The sequence below is a fragment of the Myxococcus sp. CA040A genome (assembly GCF_013336725.1).
In the GTDB taxonomy this organism is placed as follows: domain Bacteria; phylum Myxococcota; class Myxococcia; order Myxococcales; family Myxococcaceae; genus Myxococcus; species Myxococcus llanfairpwllgwyngyllgogerychwyrndrobwllllantysiliogogogochensis.
Genome location: NZ_JABUMR010000003.1, coordinates 649836 through 670653, shown reverse-complemented (window position 1 = coordinate 670653; position 20818 = coordinate 649836). Strand labels below are relative to the sequence as shown.

Genomic DNA, 20818 nt, shown 5'->3' with positions numbered 1-20818 from the left:
GCCCGGGCACCTTCCGCCCGGGCGCTCGCTCGGCCTGGAATGGGGCGGGAGCCCCGCTCCGTCTTCTGGAGTGGGGCCAGCCCCCTGCTTCGACTCAGGTGGGGCCACAAGCCTTGCTCCGTCTGGAGTGAGACCCGGGGCCCACCTGAGTCAGGGCGCGGCCTTCTTCTGGGGCATGGGGCGAGGCTCCGTGTCGATGTCCTCCTGGGGAGGCCACCCCTCTGGGGGAGCCCGCACGTCGCGGGACGCCACCGGAGGCTGTCCCCCGGCCTCCGTGCGGTCCAGCCGGTTCAGCTCTCGCAGCCGGTCCGGGAAGTGCCGGGCCATCAGCCGCGACAGCTCCGTGTCCTTCGCCGGCGTGACGATGTCCAACAGCCGCTCCGCCATCTCCTGCGCGCTCGCGAAACGCGCCGTCGGAGACTTGGCCAGCGCCACCTCGAGCACCTCCCACAAGGGACGGGAGATGGTGTCCGGCCGCGTCAGGCGCTCGTCGCAGATGGCCTGCATGGACCGCAGCTCGTCTCCCCTGTCAAAAGCGCGCCGCCCGGTGAGCGCCTCGTAGAGGATGAGGCCCATGGCGAACAGGTCGCTGCGGGCGTCCAGCCGCTGCCCCCGGGCCTGCTCCGGCGACATGTACAGCGGCTTGCCCTTCACGATGCCCGGCAGCGTCATCGTCCGCTGCGCGCGGACTTTCGCCACGCCGAAGTCCAAGACCTTCACCTGGCCGTCGAAGCCCACCATCAGGTTGTGCGGGGACAAGTCCCGGTGCACCAGGTGCATCGGCTTGCCGTCCTCGCCCTTGAGCAGGTGCGCCGCGTGCAACCCATGCAGGGCCTGCACGACAATCGCCGCCGTCTGCTCGGGCGTCAGCGGCCCCTTCTGCGCGCGCAGCAGCCGGTCCAGGTCCACGCCCCGCACCAGCTCCATGGCGATGAAGTACGCCCCCTGGGCCTCGCCGAAGTCATAGACGTGCACGAGGTTGGGGTGCGACAGCCGCAGGCCGATGCGCGCCTCGTCCAGGAACTGCTGGACGATGGCCGGTTCCGCCGTCAGGTGCGGGAGGATGCGCTTGAGGGCCACCAGCCGCCCCAGGCCCTCCGGGCCTCGCGCCCGCGCCACCAGCACCTGGGCCATGCCACCGGTGCCCAGCGGCGTCAGCACCTCGTACTTGCCAATGCGCCCGCGCGGCACCGGCGTGTCATCCAGCGCCAGTTCGTCCAGCCGCTCCAGGGGCCCCTGCCCGTCCATCAGCGCCAGGAAGGCCAGCACGGCCGTGTCCAGCTGCTCGCCGATGGCCTCCACCAGCTTCATCACCAGCCCGCCACCGTCCGCGAAGCCGCCCTCCACCGCCAGCCCCAGGCCGCCCAGCTCCAGGTTCCCCAGCTTCAGCCGGGTGCAGAACAACATCCGCCCGTTCTTCAGCCGGTGGGGCCCCCGCCAGCTCGCGGCCTCGAAGACGTCCGCGCCCAGCTCGCCCAACACCCGCGTCAGCACCGGCCCGCGCGTGCCCCGCAAGGACACGAAGCCCGCGGGCGCGTGCACCATGCGCGCGCACTGGGTGAGGAAGACATCCAGCCCCGCGTCCAGCGTCAGGCCGCGCTGGAGGCAGTCCTCGAGGATGTCGTCCGACATCCGATGAACCGCCACCAGGCCGCGCAGGAACGCGACCTCTGTCTCCAACGAAGGGAATTCCACGGGCCCATTACACACCCGTGTGAGCTTCCCCGGGTAGTCTGGGGTTGCCGCTAGACGCGCTCGCGGTCCTTCAAGGACGCGCTACCGGACACCCGCTCGGCGGTGGCCGAGGGCAGCGGCAGGGCGCGACCGTCGATGAGGCCGTGGACCTCCAGCACGTGCTCCAGGTGCGCCACGCGCGCCCTCAGCATGGCCGTGTCCGGGTGCTGGCCGAGCTGGGCCTCGCGCAGGCGGATGAAGGCCTCCATCACCGGCTTGAGCGAGAAGCGCAGCGTCAACCCGAGCAAGGGGATGCCGCACGTCATCGCCACGACCAGGACCATCACCACGGCTTCGACTGGATCCATGACTCGCTACCTCGAAACGGACAGGGGTACCTCACTCTACGCGGGCCGCGCGAAGTGATTGCACCCCCTGTCCGGGAGTCCGGAGCCGCCTCAGCTCGCCTGGCCGGTGTAGATGGCGTCGGCGATGCGGTAGGCGCTGCCCTCCAGGCGCTGGAAGGCCTCCTTGAGGGCCACCGCGTCGGAGGTGTTGAGCATGCCCTTGAGCCGCTCCAGGTCCGTCCTGATTTCCTCGCGGTCCTTCTCCGACAGGAGGCTGGCGTACTCCTCCAGGCTCTTCTCCGTCGTGTAGATGAGGCCGTCGGCGTTGTTGCGCAGCTCCGCCAGCTCCTTCTTCTTCTTGTCGTCGGACGCGTGCGCCTGCGCGTCGGAAATCATCCCCTGGATTTCCGCCTCCGACAGACCGGAGTTGCTCACCACGCGCACCTGCTGGACCTTGCCGGTGCCCAAATCCTTGGCGCTGACGTGGACGATGCCGTTGGCGTCGATGTCGAACGACACTTCAATCTGCGGCACGCCGCGCGGCGCCGGGGGGATGCCCACCAGTTCGAAGCGCGCCAGCGTCTTGTTGTCCGCCGCCATCTCGCGCTCGCCCTGGAGGACGTGCACGCTCACCAGCGGCTGGTTGTCCACCGCGGTGGAGAACACCTGGCTCTTCTTGCAGGGGATGGTGGTGTTCTTGTCGATGATCTTCGTGAAGACGCCGCCCGCCGTCTCCACGCCCAGCGACAGCGGCGTGACGTCCAGGAGGAGGACGTCCTTCACCTCGCCCTTGAGCACGCCACCCTGGATGGCCGCGCCCACGGCGACGACCTCGTCCGGGTTGATGCCCTTGTGCGGCTCCTTGCCGAAGAACTCCCGCACCTTCTGCTGCACGCGCGGCATGCGCGTCATGCCGCCGACGAGGAGCACCTGGTTGACGTGCTGCGCGCTCAGGCCCGCGTCCTTCAAGGCAATCTTGCAGGGCTCAATCGTGCGGTCGATGAGGTCCGCGACCAGCGCCTCGAACGTGGAGCGGTCCACCGTCTCCGTCAGGTGCTTGGGGCCGGACGCATCCGCGGTGATGAACGGCAGGTTCACCTCCGTCTCCGGCGCGCTGGACAGCTCGTGCTTGGCGCGCTCGGCGGCCTCCTTGAGCCGCTGGAGCGCCATGCGGTCCTTGCGCAAATCCAGCCCGTTGTTCTGCTCGGCGAAGCGCTTGGCCAGATAGTCGATGAGCCGCTGGTCGAAGTCCTCGCCGCCCAGGAACGTGTCGCCGTTGGTGCTCTTCACCTCGAACACGCCGGCGGTCAGCTCCAGGATGGAGATATCGAACGTGCCGCCGCCCAGGTCGTAGACGGCGACGCGCTCGGTGCCGCCGTCCTTCACCTTGTCCAGGCCGTACGCGAGCGCCGCCGCGGTGGGCTCGTTGATGATGCGCAGGACGTTGAGGCCGGCGATGCGGCCGGCGTCCTTGGTGGCCTGACGCTGGCTGTCGTTGAAGTACGCGGGGACGGTGATGACCGCCTCGGTGACGGGCTCGCCGAGGTAGTCCTCCGCCGTCTGCTTCATCTTCATCAGGATGATGGCGGAGACCTCCGGCGGGCTGTGGCCCTTGCCGCGAATCTCCACCCACGCGTCGCCGTTGGGGCTGGTGGCCACCTTGAACGAGCTGACGCTGATGGCCTTCTTCGCCTCCGGCGAGTCGAACTTGCGGCCGATGAGCCGCTTCACCGCGAAGACGGTGTTCTCCGGGTTGGTGATGGCCTGCCGCTTGGCAATCTGGCCCACCAGCCGCTCACCGGAGTCCGTGAAGCCCACCATCGAAGGCGTGGTGCGGCTGCCCTCGCTGTTGGGAATGACCACCGGCTCGCCGCCTTCCATGACGGCGACGCACGAGTTGGTCGTTCCGAGGTCGATTCCTATCACCTTGCCCATGACGCTTACTGACTCCCCCCGGAAGTGCTGTCCGACTGCTGCTCGGTCGCCTCGGCACGCGGCTCACCGTCCGGCGAGGACGGCGCCTCCGCGGACTCGGGCGGCGTGTTTGACGTGGTGTCGACGGGCGCTGGCGCCTCCGGCGCGCGCGCGACGACGACGAGGGCCGGACGCACCAGCCGCTCGTTGAGGAAGAAGCCGCGCACCACCTCGAAGGCCACGTGGCCGACGGGGACGTCCGCCGTCTCCACCTGCTGGATGGCCTCGTGCATGCGCGGGTCGAACGGCTGACCCTTGGCGCTGAAGGACTTCACGCCGTGGCGCGCGAGCGCGTCCTCGAAGGACTTGCGCGTCATCGCGACGCCCTTCTGGAAGCTGTCGATGTCGGTCGACTTGGCCGCCGCCTCGAGCGCGCGGTCCAGGTTGTCCATCACCGGGAGCAGGTCCTTGAGCAGCTTCTCCGAGCCGAAGCGCTGGACCTCCTCCTTCTCCTTCTGCGCGCGCTTGCGGTAGTTCTCCAGGTCCGCGGCGGCGCGGACCATGCGCTCCTGCGCATCCTTCGCGCGCTCGTGCGCCTCGCGCAGCCGCTCCATCGTCTCGCGGCCCTTGGCCTGACTGAATTCGACCTGCGCCTTGAGCGACTCCACCTCCTCGCGCAAGGCGGCGACCTCTTCGGCTGTCGCCGGAGTCGCCACGGGGTCTTCGGGAATCGCGGAAGACTCGGGGGAGGCGGCGAGGTCCTCGTCAGAGGCGGCGGCCTGGGGGGCCTCCACCTCGATGACGGTCACCTCGTCATCCTCCATTCGACGCTCGACGCTGCGGACCGCCGCGTCGATGACGTCCTGCCCGATTTCCGCCTGGATGCTGTCCTTTTCGCTGGAGCCGGCCACGGCGCGCACTATCTCACGCGCCGCACACCGTTCCAACTGGCGGGAACGACTGGCGGAACCCGGACCCGAGGTATGTGCGGGCGCGATTCAGGCGGAACGGAACTTCACGCTCCGGCGGTGGGCTTCTTGGCGCGGCCCATCGTCTTCTTGGAGGCCGGGGCGGCCTTCTTCGCCGCCCGCCCGCCCGCCTTCTTGGCGCGGCCAATGGACTTGGTGCCCGCCTTCTTCGCGGCGCGAGGCTCGGCCTTCGGAGCCGGGGCCTCGGCGGCCGGGGCTTCGGGGGCGCTGGCGCGGGAGGCGCCCTTGGCCTTCTTGCTGGCGGGAGGCTTGGTGGTGGCCTCGTCCTCCGGATGGAAGGCGCGCTCCACGGCGCCCTCGACCTGGCGCACGGCGGTCTCAATCTTCTCCGCCGCCACCTTGGTGGTGCTGGCCGCCCAGGTGCGCAGCTGCTCCAGGCCCTCCTTCACCTTGGCCTGCTTCTCCGGGTCCTTCACTTCCTTGAGGAGCCGCTGCGCCTCGCCGCGAAGGTCGTCGGTCGTGCGCTTGAGCTCGTCACCGGTGCGCTTGAGGAACTCCATCAACTGCTTGTCCCACTTCTCGGCCATTGAGCGTGTCCTCTCGTCGGGCGGCGGCAGCCCCCCATGGTTCCCGCGACTCTCGAATATGTCACGGACGACGCGGACGGCCATTGCCGTTCCAACGCAGCGCGACTTCCTGGGGCTCCGTCCGTCTTCGAGGGTGTCATCGTCGCGCAACAGGGATTTCGCTAGAGTGTCTCGTTTCAAATGCGGGCCCGGCCGATGGCTCGCCCTGCTGGAGCACATCCATGTCTCTCATCCGCGCCGCCGGGACACTCGTCCTCCTGGCCTTCTTGAGCGCCTGTTCGGGAAGCCGCCACGATGACCCAGGCGGGGGCCCCAAGCTCCCCACCTCCGAGCTGACCGACACCACGGTGGGCGCCACCTATGAGGTGCACCTGACGGCCACGGGTGGCACCGCGCCCCTGAGCTACACGCTGGAGACGGAAGTCCCCCCGGGCTTCTCCTTCTATTCGGCCGACGGGAAGCTCACCGGCCCCGCCAGCGCCTCTGGAGAGTTCTCCCTCCGGGTGAGCGTGCGGGACGTGGAGAAGAGCGTGGATACGCGGACGTACAGCCTCAAGGTGTGGCCGGCGCCGGTGCTCTCCGCCGTCTCGCCGTCCGCCGCGTTCACCGGCAACGGCTACACGCACACCTTCTCGGTGGCGGGCGGGCGTCCCCCGCTGACGTTCTCCGTGGCGGAGGGCTCGCTGCCCTCGGGCCTGTCGCTGACGCAGGACGGAGAGGTGACGGGCGTGGCGGAGCTGGCGGGCACGAAGACCTTCACCTTGAGGGTGCAGGACGCCAGCGGCGTGAAGGCGGAGGGCCGCTTCTCCCTGGAGGTGAAGCCAGGCACGGGAATCCCCGATGGGGGCTCTTCGACGAGCTTCCCGCTGGCGGTGGGCAACTGGAACATCGAGTGGTTCGGCTCCCCGACGGAGGACCCGGCGGACGACGCGCTCCAGCTCGCCAACGTGCAGTCTGTGATTGGCGACGCGGGCGTGGACGTGTGGGGCCTGGGGGAGATGGTCAACACGGCGCAGTTCAACACGCTGAAGGACCAGCTGCCCGGGTACGAGGGCTTCCTTTCCAATGACTCCACCGTGACGTTGGGACCCACCTACTACTCGTTCAACGAGCAGAAAGTGGGCCTGCTCTACAAGACGGGGCTGGTGGAGGTGCGCCAGGCGCAAATCGTCCTGAGCGAGTACGAGAATGACTTCGCCGGCAGGCCGCCGTTGCGCGTGGACCTGCGCATCACCCGAGGCGTCTCCAGCGTGGACCTGACGGTGCTGGTGCTGCACATGAAGGCCATGACCGGGGCGGACGACTATGCACGGCGGCTCGCGGCCGGGCAGCACCTCAAGGACTACCTGGACTTCAACCTCCCCACGCAGAAGGTGATGGTGGTGGGTGACTGGAACGACGACGTGGACGGGTCCACCACGACGAACCCCAGCACGGGGGGGAAGTTCGACACACCCTACCGAGACTTCGTGGACGACACCGTGCGCTATGCCTTCGTCACCCAGGCCATGTCGCTCCAGGGGGTCGCCTCCACCGTGAGCTTCTCGACGTTCATCGACCACCAACTCGTCAGCAACGAGATGCTGGCCCACTACGTCTCCGGCTCGGCCGCCGTGCTGCGGCCGAACATCCCCAGCTACGGCTCCACCACGTCGGACCACTACCCCATCATCAGCCGCTACAACTTCGGGGAGGTGCCGGAGCACACCGTGAAGCTCACCGCGCCCAACGGCGGAGAGTCACTCAGCGCGGGCGTGGCGTTCGACATCACCTGGACGTCGGCCGGGGTGAACACGGTGCGGCTGCAGTACTCCCTGGATGACGGGCTCACGTGGAGCGACATCGTCGCGTCCGTGCCCGCCACGCCCGCGACCTACACCTGGACGGTGCCCGCGGTGGAGTCCTCCACTGCGCGGGTGCGCATCAGCGACGCGCAGGATGGCACCCTCGCGGACGTGAGCGACAACGTGTTCCTGCTGAACCGTCCGGTGCCCACGTTGTTCATCAACGAGTACCTGCCCCACCCGAACAACGTCTCGGGGACCCAGACGGTGGACTTCGACAAGATGTTCGTGGAGATCCGCAACACCGGCACCACGGCCGTGGACCTGGGCGGATACTCCATCCACGACGAGGAGTCGCGGCGGGGCGACAAGCCCGCGCGGCACGTCTTCCCCGGGGGCACGATGCTCCAGCCCGGCAAGGTCTATACCGTCTACTCCGGCGCGTCGGCGGTGCCCTCGGGCGTGCCCAATGTGGCGTACGCCAACGGCGGCGACGGGCTGCGCTTCAACCGGGGCCAAAACACGGGCAGCTCCGGCGACACCGCCTTCCTCGTCCGCCCGGATGGCTCCGAGCAGGACAAGGGCAAGTACGGGGACGCGATCCAGGGTGTCTCCTACAACCGAAACCCTGACGGCTCGGCCGCGGGGAGCTGGGTGCTGCACAACACGCTGTCCTCATCGACCGCGTCTCCCAGAACGCGCGTCGACGGCTCGGCGTTCTGACCAGCCGAGGGTGAAGTCCGCTCGACGCCATGACGGCGGCCCGTACCCACGGGTCGCCCGGCGTCGGGCGGCCTCAAACTGATATCTCCCCGAGGTCGGCGGCTCATGCCTGGAGTCGCGGGACGCGCCTTCGCGGCAATGGGCCGGAGTGGCTGGACGCGAACCCGGCCGCCACCTCCGCACCGTCAGGGCCTGCCTTCGCGCCGCGTCGGCGGGCCCTCCGGGCCCGGGCAACTCCAGACGCCACGCGCCCCCCGCCCCACCACCCGCTCGATAGGAGAGACCCCATGACGGAGACACTCACGCTGTACCGCCCGGTGGGGCTGAAGGAAGCGGAGCTCGTCCTGGCCAGCGACTGTCGCGGCTTTCCTCCCCGCCTGCCGGACCAGCCCTTCTTCTACCCGGTGATGAACGCGGACTACGCGCGGCAGATCGCCCGGGACTGGAACGCCCCGGACGCCGGCTCCGGCCACGTGGGCTTCGTCACCGCCTTCGACGTGGAGTCCTCCTGGCTCACCCGCTACCCCGTCCGGACGGTGGGCGCCGCGCGACACCAGGAGCTGTGGGTGCCCGCCGAGGAGCTGGAGGACTTCAACGCCCACCTCGTCGGCCCCATCCGCTTCATCGAGAGCTGGTACGGCCTGGACGAAACCCACCGCGCCACCGTGCTCGCCCGGCTCCAGACCGCCTGGTCCCAGGTCCATCCCCACTCGCCCCTCCCCTTTTCTTGAGGCCGGCCCAGAAATAGTTCGAGGGCATAAGACCGCGTCCCGACAACTATTTCTGGGTCGTGCCGCAAGGAATTCGGCATCCCTTCGTTGACGTGGACAACCCAATTCGCGAGCAAGCTCCGTATCCCTTTCAAGGGTGACGGCTGGTCGGGCATTGGGCTCGAGCCGGCTCGCGTGGTGTCGGAGAGACCGTGCTGCCAGGCAATGACCGCTCCGTCCTGGAGTCCTTCCGTCGTGGGGATTCGTCCGTCCTCACCCAGGTGTACCGCGCGTATTCGCCGGAGGTGCTGCGCTACCTCTCGCGACGCTTCTCCGTGGGCCCGGATGGTGGGGCCACGCGCACCGTGTCCCTGTCCGCGCTGGACCTGGACGCGGCCCATCAGGAGACCTTCGTGCGCGCGTTTCGTCCCAACATGCGGCAGGCCTATGACGGGGTGCGGCCCTACCTGGGGTTCCTGCTGACAGTCGCTCGCTCGACGGCCATCGACCTGATGCGCGCGTCGGGACGGGTGTCCCGGGAAGCCGTCTCACTGGACGAAGCACCGGAGCTCAACCAGTTGCCCAATGAGGGGCGCAGCCCGGAGGAAGAGGCGCTCGGCACCGAGGTCAGGACGCTGGTGCGCCGCTTCCTGGAGACGCAGTCCGAGGAAGGTCGCGCGCTGGCGCAGCTGCGGTTCGTGGAGGGGCTGTCCCAGGAGACCACCGCCGAGCGACTCCGACTCACCCGAGGCGAGGTCCGCGTGCGCGAGCGCAAGCTGCGCACGCAGTTCACCGAGCACCTGAAGTCCTCCGGCTGGCTGGAGACGACGGCCGAGCCTGGACGCCTGGAGCTGGGCGTCCTCTTGGCCACCCTCGCCCTGTGCGCGATAGGGAGCATCCCATCATGAGGTGGTACGAGCGACACATCGACGCCAGCCTGCCGCGCTGGGCCCAGGGAGAGCTTCCCCCTGCCCAGGCCTCGCGACTGCTGCGCCATGCCCACGTCTGCCACCGCTGTGGCCCCCTCTACGAGCGATGGGCCCAGGCGCACCGCGCGCTGGAGGACTCGCTGGACGCGCCCTCCTCCATGGAGCGGCTCGCGTTGACGGAGGGGGGACTGGAGGCGGCGCTGGCCGCGGCGGAGCCCCTGGCCGCCCCTTCACGGTGGCCGTCGATGATGGCGCTCGCGGGCGCGCTGACCGCCGTCGTCGCCGCCATGGTGCTGTCGCCCGCGCTGACCGACGAGTTCCGCGCCCGAGGCCTGGGCACGCCGCCGCCCGGCGTGGCGCTGCGCATCTTCTGCGCCACCCCGGGTCAGCCGCTGCGGGAGCTGCACTCGGGGGAAGCCTGCCCGGCGGGCGCCATGCTGGCCTTCGCCGCGGGCGGGCAGGCGCCGTACACGCATATCGCCGTCCAGGTGCGCGGCACGCAGCGCGCGGAGCTCACCGCCGGCCCCTTCCTCCTGTCCGGTGCGCCAGGCAAGGAGGCGCCCCTCGCGTTGACGGTGCCGCTGCCGGAGACGGTGGGCGAGGCGGAGGTGACGGCTGCGTTCGCCGACAGCCCGTCCGCGGCCCTGGCGGCCTTGCGTGGTGAGGAGCAGGGGGGGGCAGTGGTGCTCAAGCAGGCCCTGAGGGTAGAGGAAGGTCCATGAACAAGCTGGGAGTGCTCCTCGGGGTCGCCGCGCTCTTCGCCGCACGCGACGCCTCGGCGGATGCCCTGGTCCGCCGCGCGCTCGTGATTGCCCACAACGGCAGCGACGACCCGTCGCTGCCCGCGCTGCGTTTCGCGGACGATGACGGCGTGCTGTGGGCGGAGACCCTCCAGCGGCTGGGGGTGGAGACGACGCTGCTGGTGGACCCGGATGCCTCCACGCTCGCGGGCGCGCGGCCGGTGCTCGCGGGCGCGCGGCCTCCCACGCCCGACGAGGTGAAGCGCGAGGTGGCCCGGCTGCGCGCCGCCAGCCTCGCCGACGACGAGCTGGGCCGCGAGACGGACGTGCTCGTGGTGTACGTGGGCCACGGCAACACGGACGAGGCGGGCCGCGCCTACTTCACCCTGGCGGGAGGCCGGCTGGACAAGGCGAGCCTCTACGCGGACGTGGTGGACCCCCTGGGCGCCGACTACGTGCACCTCATCGTCGACGCCTGCCGCGCGTCCGGCGTCGTGGGCAGCCGGGGTGGGCAGACGGACGCGGCGGTGCTGGCGGAGCTGCGCGGCATGCTCGCTCGCGAGCAACTGGCCACCCGGCCCACCGTGGGCGCCGTCTTCGCGGAGAGCGACGATGGAGAGACCCACGAGTGGTCCCGCATCCGCGCGGGCGTCTTCAGCCACGTGGCGCGCTCGGGGCTCCTGGGCGCCGCGGACATCAATGGCGACGGACAGGTGGAGTACAGCGAGCTGGGCGCCTTCGTCTCCGCGTCGCTGCAAGGCGTGAAGGGCCTTCCGGCGCGGCTGAGCATCCACGCGTTCGCGCCCACCGGAGCGCCCCGCCGTCCCCTCGTCGGCCCGGCCCCCAGCGGCCCCAGCCTCACGCTGTCCAGCGGCTTCGGTCACTCGCGACTTTCCGTGGAGGACTCGGACGGACGGCGGCTCGCGGACGTGCGTCGCTCCGAGGACCAGTACGTGATGCTGCGGCTGCCGGAGCGCGACGTGTACTGGCTGCGCACGCCCACCAGCGAGGCCCGCGTCACCCTGGCGGAGCTGTCCCAGGAGGTGCTGCCGGACCTGAGGCCCCGCGAGCTCCAGGAGCGCGGTCCCGCCGAGGAGGCCCTGCGCCGGGGCCTGTTCGCCGTGCCGCTCGACAAGGACTTCTATGACCAGTACGTGGTCGCCGCGGGCCTGGTGCCGGTGGACTTCTCCCGCGCCTTTCCTCCGGCCGCGGGCGGCGGCGACTTCGTGTCCCGGCGCTTCGCGATGGCCAGCCCCTCCGCCTTCTCCGCGTGGGAGGTGGGCCTCGTGGGGCATCAGGCGCCCCTGGGGCTGAGCAGGTTCTCCACCGGCCCGAGCCTCTCCTGGCGCGATGACACGTGGCCGCACCTCTACTACGGCGCGCGCGCCACCTACTCGCTGATGCCGGTGGCGTTCGAGGGCATCCGCACGCATCGCACCACGGTGCAGGGCCTCTTCGGCCTGAGGGATGGGGAGCGCACGCCGCTGTTCCTCGAGGCGGGACTCGGCTGGGGTGTGCTGGGGGTGACGTCGCCGAACAAGCGCATGTGGGACCCGACGCTGCTGACGACGCACGCGGCGGCGGGCGTGGCGGGGCGGCTGCTGGGACTGAAGCTGCGACTGGCCGCCACGGCCTCCGCGGACCGCGTCACGCTGGACGGTGACGACAGGTGGGACCGGATGTTCGGCATCGAGCTGGCGCTGAGACGCTGACACCGTGAGGCCCGGGGGAGAGCCTTCGTGATGCGACCTGTCTGGATGACGCTGCTCGTGCTCACCATGGGCTGTGACGGAATCGACCTGAAGCAGCTCGTCCGTCAGCACAATCCCCTGTCCCGCTTCGAGCCCGAGCCCTCCGGCGAGAACTGTGAGCACGGCGGACGGCGCACGCTCACGGGCCTGGACCTGGACGAAGACGGCGTCCTGGACGACGCCGAGGTGAGCAGCACCTCCTACGACTGTGCCCTGGCACCGCCGCGAGTGCTGGTGGTGACGCAGACGCTCCCTCCGGGGACACCCTGCCCGCTGGGCGGCCAGCGCTTTCGCGCGGGCCTGGACGTGAATGGCGACGGGCAGTTGGAGGACGCTGAGGTCACGCAGGAAGTCGTCACCTGTCGGGATGCGTCCACCGTGGTGTACCGCGTGAGCGACCTGGACTCGTATCCGCTCGCCTGCGACGAGGGGACGTCCCTCCTGGAGGCAGGGCCGGACCTGGATGGCGATGGCTCGCTGGGGGACACGGAGCACCGCGCGCAAGCCATCGTCTGCGCTCCCGCGTCGATGGTCCGCGTGCGCCCGCAACCCGAGCCGCCCGGAGCCCGCTGCGCCTCCGGTGGCACGCGCCTCAACGTGGGCACCGATACGAACGGCAACGGCACACTCGAGGACTCCGAGGTGGCCACGCGCACCTACGTGTGCCGCTCCGAAAACACGTTCACCGGCGACTACTATCTGCGCGACGCGGTGGACCTGGAGGTGCTGCGCTCCCTCTCCCGCATCCAGGGCTCGCTGAACATCCAGGACACCGCGCTGGCCGAGCTCGTCCTGCCCTCGCTCACCGCGGTGGAGGGGCCGCTGTACGTGGGCGGCAACACGGCCCTGACGCGTCTGGAGATGGACGGGCTGCGCTTCGTGGGCGGCGACATCACCGTCTACGCCAACCCGGAGCTGGAGACGCTGACGCTCGGTGGCTCGACGGAGCAGGGCGTCCTGTGGGTGGAGCGGGACTTGTCCGTGCAGCAGAACCCGCGCCTCGCCAGCCTGGATGGGCTGAAGAACGTGAGGCCCCGGGGCAGCCTGTCCTTGTTCGACAACGACTCGCTCACCCTCCCTGCCTCGTGGAACCTCACGGAGCTGCCCGGCTCGCTCGATGTCATCGGCAACGCGAAGCTGACCCGACTGCCCTTCCGCGTCCTCAAGCAGGTGGGGGGCTCCATCGCCATCAATGAGAACCCGGCGCTGACCGAGCTGGAGTTGACGCAACTGGAGACGGTGGGCAACACCCTGACGCTCCGCCAGAACGGCTCGCTGACCAACCTGTCGGGCCTGCCCGTACTCCGGACGATTCAGGAGGGGTTCTACGTGACGGACAACGACGCCCTGGTCTCCACATCGGGGCTGGGCGAGCTGAACAGCGTGAGCTGGCTGTCCCTCGCCGACAACGACGCCCTGACGGCCTGCGACTTCCCCCGGCTGACGGCCATCCACGGCCGGTTCGACCTGACGCGCAACAAGGCGCTGACGCACCTGGGGACCTTCCCGGCCCTGTCCTCCCTGCCGCGACTGGCGCTCTCGGAGAACGACGTGCTGAACGACGTGTCGGGGCTGGGCAACCTCCGGAGCATGGAGGAGCTCGAGGTGACCGGGAACCCGACGCTCAAGCACCTGGATGGGCTCTCACACCTCAAGTCGCTGACGAAGCTCAAGGTGGACTCCAATCCCGCGCTCGAACGACTCGGGTTGGGCGGCCTCCTGGAAGTGCGCCAGACGCTGGACATCGTCTGGAACACGGCGCTGCCCACCTGTCTGGCCAACACCTTCGCGGACCGGGTGTTCATCGGGACGGAGCGCGACATCCGGGGCAACGACGACACGGCCACCTGCACGACGCCGGTGCTCCCTGTCGGCGATATAGCAGCGCAGGGCGCGTGGGCCCCCGAGGGAAGCACTCGATGAGATGGTCATGGCTGGCGTTGCTGCCCCTGGTGATGGGCTGTGAAGCCCTCCGGTTGAGCGAGCTGTTCCCAGCGCGCTCCCGCACCGTCGCGGAGCCTCCGGGGGAGCGCTGTCCCCTGGGAGGACGGGTGACGTTCGTGGGCACGGACACCAACGCGAACGACGTGCTCGACGACGACGAGGTGACGAGCACCGAGGTCCACTGCTTCCCCATGCCCGACCTGTTGGTGACCGTGGAACCCGTGCCCTTCGGTACCCGGTGTCTGGGGGGAGGACAGGTCACCCGCGCCGGGCACGATGCGAACGGGAACCACACCTTGGACCCGGAGGAGGTCGCCCGCGAGGTGTACACCTGCTGGAAGGTCTCCGACGCGCCCATCCTCTCCCGCGTGCGCATCCCCGCGCCGTCCCCGGGCTCCTGCTCCGAGCCCACCCGGCTCACCCTCGTCGACTCGGGACCCGACGAGAACGGCGACAAGAACCTCGACGACGACGAGGTGCGGACCACCCTCACCCTCTGCGCGCAGGAGGCCCAGCTCCTGGTGGAGCTGGACTGGGAGCCGGCGGGCGAGAAGTGCGCGGCGGGCGGGACTCGCGTCTTCGCGGGCATGGACCAGAACACCGACAAGGTGTTGGACGCCTCGGAGGTCCTCGCCTCCAGCTTCATCTGCCGGGACCGGAACACCTTCGAGGGCGACTTCGTGGTGCGCAACGACACGGACCTCGCCGTGCTCCAGGGCATCGGCCGCATCCGAGGCACCCTCCAGTTCCGGGGCGGCGGTCCGTCGCTGTCCCAGGTGAGGGTGCCCTCGCTGGAGGTCGTCGATGGCGCCGTGGTCATCGAAGGCAATCCCTCCCTGACGCGCATGCAGTTGCCCGGCTTGCGCTTCGTGGGACAGGGGCTGGAGATTCGCGGCAATGACATGCTGGAGACGCTGGAGGTCGGCGGCGCGAGCGGCGAGAAACTGTGGGTGGCCACGAACCTGGCCGTCGAGTCCAACGCCCGGCTGACGAGCCTGGACGGCCTCCGGTTCGTGGTTCCTCGCGGCGGCGTGCTCCTGAAAAACAACGCCGCGCTCACCCAGGCGCCCGAGAGCCCGGGGCTGCATTCCATCCAATTCCTCGAAGGCGCGCTGACCATCGGCGCCCACGGCTCGCTGCCGAGGCTGCCCCTGCCCAACCTGGTGCGAGTGGCCGGGGACGTCGTCATCGAGGGCAACACCCACCTGCTCACGCTCGACGGGACGAAGCTGGAGTCCGTGGGTGGAAAGCTGCGGGTGAACGGCAACCCCCAACTGCCGAACCTCATGGGACTGTCATCACTCCAGGTCGTCTCCGACACGCTGGAGGTGCGCGAGAACGCGGGGATGCTCAACTCCTACGGCCTGTCCTCGCTCTGGCATGCGGGGAGCATCTTCTTCGCCCGCAACGACGCGATGACGGTGTGGGGAGGCATGCCCGAGCTGCGGAGCGTGACGACGGGTATTTCGGTGGACGCCCACCCGCAGCTCAAGACCATTGGTGGCCTGATTCGACTCGTGAGAGGGCCCTGGCTCGCCCTCTACGACAACCCCAAGCTGACCGCCCTGCATGGGCTGGCGGACCTGGAACACCTGCGGGGGCTCTCGGTGCGGCGCTGCGACGCGCTCGGCAACCTGGGTGAGCTCGCGAAGCTGCGCACCATCGAATCGCTGATGGTGGAGGACAATGCCAACCTGACCCGCCTGGGATTGGACAACGTGCAAGAGGTGTCCAGCTACCTGTCCGCCCAGCGCAACCCGCGGCTTCCCACCTGTCATGTCCTCGAGTTCGTGGGGCGCGCCTACACAGGCACCCCCGGCGTGCTCTTCGTGGCGGACAACGACGACCAGGCCACCTGCCCATGAGTCCATCTGGTGGGGACAGCGCGCGCGACGAGAAGCGACCAAGAGGAACTCCGATGCGATGGACCTGGGTTGTTCCGCTCTTCTTGCTGGGGGGCTGCGATGCGATTCGCCTCGGCGACTTCCTCGAACCCCACGCGACGCTGATACGCAAGGAGCCGGAGCCCGCGGGCGAGCACTGCGAGCATGGCGGGGAGGCGATGCTCGCGGGCCCGGACGCGAATGACGATGGGCTTCTGTCCGACGACGAGGCGGACAACATCCAGTACTTCTGCGACAAGGCGCCCCCACGAGTCGTGCAGCGCACGCGGGAGGAGCCGGCGGGCACGCATTGCGAGCACGGCGGTCGCCGGGTGGAGTCGGGCATCGACACCGACCTGGATGGCGTGCTCGGCGACACCGAGGTGACGGCCGAGGAGTACGTCTGCGCCACGACCTTCCCAGGGGTCTTGGTGCGCACGCGGAGCGAGCCCCGGGGCGAGGCGTGTCCGCTGGGCGGCCAACTGACTCACGCGGGCAACGACACGAACCAGGACGGCATCCTGTCCGACGACGAAATCACCCGCGCGGTCTACGGCTGCCAGGAGCCGGACACGGTGCTCACGCGCGTGGTGGGGCTCGGGACGCGCGAGGACAGTGAATGCGGCTCCTCGGACGTCTACGCCGTGGAGTCCGGACCCGACCTGGACCAGGACGGCACCCTCGACGACGACGAGCTTCGCGCCTCCACCCGCATCTGCAGACCGCCGGGGAGCATCCTGACACGCCAGCACGCGGAGGCGCCCGGCGTGAACTGCATCGCTGGCGGCGTGGCCGTGGCCTACGGCGGAGACGAGGACGGGAGTCTGGTGTTGGAGGAACTGGAGGTCCTGGGCCGGCAGTACGCATGCCGGTCCGCCGCCACCCATGACGGCACCTACGAACTGCTCGACGCCACGGACGTCGCCGCGCTCCAGAACATCTCCCACATCCGAGGAGGGCTCATCATCTCCTCGCAGGTGGCCACGGAGGTGGTGCTCCCCGGGCTGGAGTTCGTCGAAGGCTCCGTGGACATCCACGACAACCCGCTGCTCGTGCGCGTGGCGCTCACGGGGCTTCGCTTCGTCCGGGATGACGTGGTCATCGCCCGCAATCCGCAACTGAACTCGCTGATGTTCGGCCCCGCCTCCTTCCCCCCGAGCCGCGCAGTCCAGGTGGGCCGGAGCCTGAGGGTGGAGCAGAACGCCCGGTTGTTCTCCCTGGCGGGGACGGGCGCCCTCACCCCTCGACAGGGCCTTGAAATCACGGACAACGCCATCCTCGAAGGCGCGGGGACCTTCAGTTTCGTCGAGAGCATCACGGGCACCGTGAGAATCACGGGCAACCCAGCGCTGAGAGACGTTCCACTGCCGCAGGTCGCCCTCGTCGGGGCCCTCCACATCGTCGACAATCCCTCGCTCCTTTCGCTGGCCGGGCTGCGCAAGCTGCGGACCATCCCGGGTGACGCCTCCCTCGTCCGCAATGAGGCGCTGGAAGACACCGCCCTGCTGGAGAACCTCCAGACCGTCGGCCGGGAGTTCGTGGTGTCGGGAAACCCTCAGCTCAAGCGCCTGGAGCTGCCCAACTTCTCCCGGGTGGGGGGCTTCACCATCGAGAACAACAACAACCTGTCCGTCCTCGGCCCCATGCGGGCCTTGCGGGACGTGGGGCCCTACTTCCGCGTCATCGGAAATCCGAGGCTGTATCAAGTCACGGAGCTGGGCTCCCTCCAGAGCATCCGCGGCGAGCTGGTCATCACCAACAACCGGTCCCTGATGGACCTGTCGGGCCTGGAGCGACTGACCATCGCCAGCAACCTCTACGCGGATGGGAACACGAACCTGCCGACCCTCGTCGGGCTGAAGGGCCTGCGAGAGGTGGACGGCCTGACGGTCCGGGACAATCCCAGCCTCACGGAGCTCCGGCTCGACTCCCTGGCCCAGGTCCGCGTCGGCTTCATGGTCACCGGCAACACGTGGCTCCCCTCGTGTCGGGCCACCCTGCTCGCGGAGGCCGTCCACACGGGCGCCCTCGACGAGCGCGTCATCGATAGAAACGACGAGGCGGCCACGTGCCCGCCGTAGCCCGCCTCGCGGGCGCTCGCTGACGCCAGGGCTCCGGGCGGCCCGCGCACGGCCCGTCCGCCCGCCTGGAGGACCTGCGCTGTCCGGTGCGTTCTCTCCCAAGGGGAGCGAACCGCATGGCCAAGCCCGTCATCCTCGCGGTGGACGACGACACGGAAGTGCTGCGCGCGGTGGAGCGCGACCTGCGGCGGCAGTACGGCCGCGAGTACCGCGTGCTGAGCGCGGACCGGGGTGAGGCGGCGCTGGAGACGGTGCGTCAGCTGCGGCTGCGCGGAGACCCGGTGGCCCTCTTCCTGGTGGACCAGCGCATGCCAGGCATGTCCGGCGTGGAGTTCCTGGAGCAGGCCAAGGCGCTCTACGACGAGGCCCGGCGCGTGCTGCTCACCGCGTACGCGGACACGCAGGCCGCCATCCACGCCATCAACGAAGTGCACCTGGACCACTACCTGCTCAAGCCGTGGGAGCCTCCCGAGGAGCGCCTCTATCCGGTGCTGACCGACCTGCTCGAGGAGTGGTGGGCGCACCACCCTCCGACGTTCGAGGGCATCCGCGTGCTGGGCAACCGCTGGGCGCCTCGCTCCCATGCGCTGCGGGACTTCCTGGGCAGCAACCAGGTGCCCTACCAGTGGCTCGACGTGGAGGTCAGCGACGAGGGCCGGCTGCTGCTGGCCCAGGCCGGCGGCGCGGCCGTGGAGAAGCTGCCCCTGGTCCTCTTCCCGGACGGCACGCGGCTGATGGGGCCTTCCACGCTGGAGGTGGCCGAGCGCATCGGCCTGAAGGTCCGCGCCACCAAGCCCTTCTACGATCTGGTCATCATCGGTGGAGGACCCGCGGGGCTCGCCGCCGCCGTGTACGGAGCCTCCGAGGGCCTGAGCACCGTCATGGTGGAGCGCAGCGCACCGGGCGGACAGGCGGGCACCAGCTCGCGCATCGAGAACTACCTGGGCTTCCCCGCGGGCCTGAGCGGCGGAGACCTGACCCGGCGCGCGGTGGCGCAGGCGGCGCGCTTCGGCGTGGAAATCCTCACGCCCCAGGAGGTGAGCGGCCTGCGCGTGGAGGACCCGTACCGCATCGTCACGCTGGCGGATGGGACGGAGCTGAGCTGTCACGCGCTGCTGCTCGCCATGGGCGTGCAGTGGAAGAAGCTGGAGACCCCCGGCATGGAGGCGCTCACCGGCGCGGGCGTCTACTACGGCTCGTCGCGCACGGAGGCGGTGTCCTGCAAGGAAGAGGACGTCTACATCATCGGCGGCGCCAACTCGGCGGGACAGGCCGCGCTCTACTTCGCGCAGTTCGCCCGTCAGGTGACGCTGGTGGTGCGCGGCGACTCGCTGGAGCGGGGCATGTCCCACTACCTCGTCGAACAGGTGCGCTCCCTGCTCAACGTCACCGTGCTGCTCGACACCGAGGTGACGCGCGTGGAGGGCGGCGCCCACCTGGAGCGCCTCGCCCTGGCCACGCGGGGACAACCCGAGCGCACCGTGCCCGCCACCACGCTGTTCGTGATGATTGGCGCCGTGCCCCGGACGGAGTGGCTGGACGGACTGGTGGCCCGGGACGCGCGCGGCTACGTCCTCACCGGACCGGACCTGATGCCCGGAGGCCAGCGCCCCAAGGGCTGGAAGCCGGACCGCCCACCGTTCCTCCTGGAGACGAGCGTGCCGGGCATCTTCGCCGCGGGCGACGTGCGTCATGCGTCCATCAAGCGCGTGGCGTCCGGCGTGGGCGAGGGCTCCATCGCCATCTCCTTCATCCACCAATACCTGAGTGATGTGTGACGTGTCCGCGGACGTGAAGGAGCCCCAGGAGCGTCTGCGATGCCTGGAAGGCACGCTGCTGCGCCAGGAGAAGCTGGCCGCGCTGGGCCGCCATGCGGCGGGGCTGGCGCACGAGATGAACAACCCCGCCTCCGCGGGCCGCCGCGCCACCGAGCAGCTCACCGTGGCCATGGACGCGCAAGAGGACCTGTCCCTCGCGCTGGAGCGCTGGAAGCTGACGGAGGAGCAACGCGTGCTGCTCCTGCGCACGTGCCGGCAGAGCCAGGGCCGGGGCGCCACGCGGGACCTGGACCCACTGACCCGAGGTGACGCGGAGGACGCGCTCGCGACGTGGATGGATGCACGCGGCGTGGTGAACGCGTGGGACCTCTCGCCCACGCTGCTCGACGCGGCCATCGGACAGGAGAAGCTGGAGGCGCTGGCCCAGGCCCTTCCCGCAGACGCGCTGCCGGACGCGCTCGCGTGGTTGGAGGCGATGGTGCGCACGCGGGCGCTGCTCGCGGAGGTGAAGCAGAGCACCACGCGCCTGGCGGAGCTGGCCGGCGCGGTGAAGTCCTATACCCATGCGGGCAAGGAGCAGCTCGAACCCGTGGACGTCCACGAGGGCCTGGAGAACACGCTGCTGCTCCTCAATTACAAGCTGAAGCACGGCGTCGAGGTGAAGCGCGAGTACGACCGCGACCTGCCACGCGTCCAGGCCCTGCCCGGCATGCTCAACCACGTGTGGACCAACCTCGTCGACAACGCCATCGACGCCATGGGCGGCAAGGGCCACCTCACCGTGCGCACCGCGAAGGACGGTGACTTCCTGCTCGTGGAGGTGGTGGATGACGGGCCCGGAGTGCCGCCGGAGCTGCTGCCGCGCATCTGGGAGCCCTTCTTCACCACCAAGCCCATGGGCCACGGCACGGGCCTGGGCCTGGACATCACCCGCCGAGTCGTCGTGGACCGACACCACGGCGACGTGCGCGTGGAGTCGAAGCCCGGGCGCACGTCCTTCCAGGTCCGGCTTCCGCTGAAGACACCTCCGCCGGGGTGACACCG

At 69.7% G+C, this 20818-nt stretch carries 15 protein-coding genes; 10 read left to right on the top strand and 5 right to left on the bottom strand.

Features of this window, described 5'->3' with window-relative positions:
- Positions 1-150 precede the first annotated feature (150 nt).
- The 5 genes from HUA75_RS14985 to HUA75_RS14965 form a co-directional block, all read right to left on the bottom strand.
- Positions 151-1632: a serine/threonine-protein kinase gene (locus HUA75_RS14985; protein ID WP_246137098.1), complete on the bottom strand. Its 1482-nt coding sequence runs from the start codon at positions 1630-1632 to the stop codon at positions 151-153.
- Between the two features lie 113 nt (positions 1633-1745).
- Positions 1746-2042: a hypothetical protein gene (locus tag HUA75_RS14980; RefSeq protein ID WP_174486774.1), complete on the bottom strand. Its 297-nt coding sequence runs from the start codon at positions 2040-2042 to the stop codon at positions 1746-1748.
- A gap of 90 nt (positions 2043-2132) precedes the next feature.
- Positions 2133-3956: a molecular chaperone DnaK gene (dnaK, locus tag HUA75_RS14975; RefSeq protein ID WP_141642005.1), complete on the bottom strand. Its 1824-nt coding sequence runs from the start codon at positions 3954-3956 to the stop codon at positions 2133-2135.
- Positions 3957-3961: 5 nt separating this feature from the next.
- Positions 3962-4855 (bottom strand): nucleotide exchange factor GrpE, encoded by an 894-nt coding sequence (grpE, locus tag HUA75_RS14970; protein WP_174460877.1) that lies wholly within the window; start codon positions 4853-4855, stop codon positions 3962-3964.
- 95 nt (positions 4856-4950) lie between these two features.
- Positions 4951-5451 carry a transcriptional regulator gene (locus HUA75_RS14965; RefSeq protein ID WP_174454145.1) on the bottom strand — a complete coding sequence of 167 codons (501 nt, stop codon included), beginning with the start codon at positions 5449-5451 and terminating at the stop codon, positions 4951-4953.
- Positions 5452-5672: 221 nt separating this feature from the next.
- On the opposite strand from HUA75_RS14965, the gene HUA75_RS46685 reads away from it, so the two are divergent.
- The 10 genes from HUA75_RS46685 (at position 5673) to HUA75_RS47920 (ending at position 20813) form a co-directional block, all read left to right on the top strand.
- The gene (locus HUA75_RS46685) at positions 5673-7958 is read left to right on the top strand and encodes a lamin tail domain-containing protein (RefSeq protein WP_254627575.1); all 2286 of its coding nucleotides are present in this window, start codon (positions 5673-5675) and stop codon (positions 7956-7958) included.
- A 287-nt stretch (positions 7959-8245) separates the two neighbouring features.
- Positions 8246-8689 carry a hypothetical protein gene (locus HUA75_RS14955; protein ID WP_174486773.1) on the top strand — a complete coding sequence of 148 codons (444 nt, stop codon included), beginning with the start codon at positions 8246-8248 and terminating at the stop codon, positions 8687-8689.
- Positions 8690-8880: 191 nt separating this feature from the next.
- Entirely contained in the window at positions 8881-9576 is a 696-nt protein-coding gene (locus HUA75_RS14950) for an RNA polymerase sigma factor (protein WP_141642001.1), read from the top strand.
- Positions 9573-10319: a hypothetical protein gene (locus tag HUA75_RS14945; protein ID WP_174460875.1), complete on the top strand. Its 747-nt coding sequence runs from the start codon at positions 9573-9575 to the stop codon at positions 10317-10319. The genes HUA75_RS14950 and HUA75_RS14945 overlap by 4 nt, the downstream gene beginning before the upstream one ends.
- Entirely contained in the window at positions 10316-12049 is a 1734-nt protein-coding gene (locus tag HUA75_RS14940) for a caspase family protein (RefSeq protein ID WP_141641999.1), read from the top strand. Before HUA75_RS14945 ends, HUA75_RS14940 begins: the two co-directional genes overlap by 4 nt.
- Before the next feature lie 27 nt (positions 12050-12076).
- The gene (locus tag HUA75_RS14935; protein WP_174486772.1) at positions 12077-14011 is read left to right on the top strand and encodes a hypothetical protein; all 1935 of its coding nucleotides are present in this window, start codon (positions 12077-12079) and stop codon (positions 14009-14011) included.
- On the top strand, positions 14008-15897 hold the full coding sequence (locus tag HUA75_RS14930) for a hypothetical protein (protein ID WP_174486771.1): 1890 nt from the start codon (positions 14008-14010) through the stop codon (positions 15895-15897). Before HUA75_RS14935 ends, HUA75_RS14930 begins: the two co-directional genes overlap by 4 nt.
- A gap of 53 nt (positions 15898-15950) precedes the next feature.
- Positions 15951-17996 carry a hypothetical protein gene (locus tag HUA75_RS14925; protein WP_141641996.1) on the top strand — a complete coding sequence of 682 codons (2046 nt, stop codon included), beginning with the start codon at positions 15951-15953 and terminating at the stop codon, positions 17994-17996.
- 116 nt (positions 17997-18112) lie between these two features.
- Positions 18113-19774 carry an FAD-dependent oxidoreductase gene (locus HUA75_RS14920; RefSeq protein ID WP_174486770.1) on the top strand — a complete coding sequence of 554 codons (1662 nt, stop codon included), beginning with the start codon at positions 18113-18115 and terminating at the stop codon, positions 19772-19774.
- A 1-nt stretch (position 19775) separates the two neighbouring features.
- Positions 19776-20813: an ATP-binding protein gene (locus tag HUA75_RS47920; protein ID WP_217446076.1), complete on the top strand. Its 1038-nt coding sequence runs from the start codon at positions 19776-19778 to the stop codon at positions 20811-20813.
- The last annotated feature ends 5 nt before the right edge of the window (positions 20814-20818 follow it).